The sequence below is a fragment of the Dokdonella sp. genome (assembly GCF_019634815.1).
In the GTDB taxonomy this organism is placed as follows: Bacteria; Pseudomonadota; Gammaproteobacteria; order Xanthomonadales; family Rhodanobacteraceae; genus Dokdonella_A.
This window is the reverse complement of the sequence record NZ_JAHCAP010000054.1, coordinates 1-1,529: the sequence shown is the minus strand read 5'-3', so window position 1 is coordinate 1,529 and position 1,529 is coordinate 1. Positions and strand designations below refer to the sequence as shown.

2 protein-coding genes and 2 pseudogenes are annotated in these 1,529 nt (G+C 62.3%); all 4 read left to right on the top strand.

Annotated elements, in window-relative coordinates; translation table 11 throughout:
• Positions 1 to 217, top strand: a pseudogene (locus KF759_RS14185) (glycosyltransferase family 2 protein); the annotation flags it as partial.
• Positions 218 to 268: 51 nt separating this feature from the next.
• A complete protein-coding gene (locus KF759_RS14180) occupies positions 269 to 568 on the top strand; it encodes a hypothetical protein (protein WP_291226495.1) in 300 nt (99 codons plus the stop codon).
• Positions 565 to 1,071 (top strand): hypothetical protein, encoded by a 507-nt coding sequence (locus tag KF759_RS14175; RefSeq protein WP_291226494.1) that lies wholly within the window; start codon positions 565 to 567, stop codon positions 1,069 to 1,071. Before KF759_RS14180 ends, KF759_RS14175 begins: the two co-directional genes overlap by 4 nt.
• Before the next feature lie 240 nt (positions 1,072 to 1,311).
• Positions 1,312 to 1,529, top strand: a pseudogene (locus tag KF759_RS14170) (glycosyltransferase family 2 protein); the annotation flags it as partial.

Genomic DNA, 1,529 nt, shown 5'->3' with positions numbered 1-1,529 from the left:
TTTCAAGATCGCCACGCTGTATTCGCCGCTCAAGCTGTTCGTGCCCGTTGCGGCCGCGTTCTTCCTTACGGGCTTGGGTTATTACGGCTACACCTACGTGACGATCCACCGCTTCACCAACATGAGCACCTTGCTGTTCAGCGCGGCAGTGATCATCTTCCTGATCGGCTTGATCTCCGAGCAGATCACGGCGCTGACGTATCGGCGTGATGTTTAGCGCTGCACGCGTGCCGGCCCGGGCTTGGCTATACTCGGCGCCGGTGACCGCATGCGCCTGAACCGTCAACAAATCGACCTGTTGAAACACATCGCCCTGGAAGAGGCGGGTGCTCACGCGCGCCTGCGCCTGTTCGGTTCCCGGCTCGATGACACCCTGCGCGGCGGTGACGTCGATTTGCTCTTGGAACTGGACACCCCGGTCGGCGATCCGGCGCCGCTGGCGGCGCGCATGGCGGCACGTGCCAGTCGGGCATTGGGCGGGCGCAAGGTCGACGTGCTGCTGGCGGCGCCCAACCTCAAACGTTTGCCCATTCACGATGCGGCCTTCCAGCGTGGCGTCGTGCTATGACCCACGACCCTGAGCATTTGAATCGTCTGCGTTTTCTTTTGCGCGTCGTCCAGCGCGAGCGCAAGCAATTGCAGAATACCGATCGGCGTGTCTTCGACGAACCATTCACCGTCGCGCGTGCGCGCCAGCTCGACACCGACGTCGAATTATCCGAACGCATTGAAGCCTTCGCCTCGCGCTTCAGCCGTCTTCAGGATACTGTCGGCGACAAGCTCATCCCCATCGTGCTGCGCATGCTCGGTGAGTCGCCGGGCGCCGCCATCGACAATTTCGATCGCGCCGAACGCCTTGGTTGGCTGGCATCTGCCGATGAGTGGATGAGCACGCGCCTGCTTCGCAACCAGATGATCCACGAATACATCGAAGACCCCGCCATTCTCGCCAGTGCCCTGCAGGCAGCGCACGAGCGCGTGCCGATGCTGGTGGCGACGACGCTGGCGCTGGAGGCGGAAGTCGAAAATCGTGGCTGGCTTGTCACTGCCACATCCACGCCTCCGACATGAACACCATCGTTTCCTGCGTTTTTCGACTTCTGCGGTCAAGGCGTCGATTCGGCCTGATTTCAAAGCAAGTCACCGCGTTGACGTATCGGCGCGATGACTGATCTGCGCCGTCCGTGTGTAATGCTCGTCACCCGCAACTTGCCGCCACTGGTGGGCGGCATGCAGAGACTCAACTGGCTCATGGCGTACGAACGACCGAAGGTGGCGCAGGTGCGTGTCGTCGGACCGGAAGGCTCTGCCGTGCTCGACCTCACCTCGGGCTTTCGCGCGGTACGCGCCGACAAGTTCCGCGAGTTCCTGCACCTCTTGCCCAACGGATTTTCCTATCCGACCACCTGCACGATGGCCTTCTTCCGCAGCGCCTATACGGTCGCCTACGAGCCGATCCCGGTCGCGCCGCGCGTGGGCAAGAGCCATATCCGGCCGCTCAAGGACGGCATCCGCTTCCTGCTCATCAT

Excerpts from the sequence above, each read along its gene's own strand:
- KF759_RS14175 (WP_291226494.1), top strand. The coding sequence starts at position 565 with ATGACCCACGACCCTGAGCATTTGAATCGTCTGCGTTTTCTTTTGCGC.
- KF759_RS14180 (WP_291226495.1), top strand. The coding sequence starts at position 269 with ATGCGCCTGAACCGTCAACAAATCGACCTGTTGAAACACATCGCCCTG.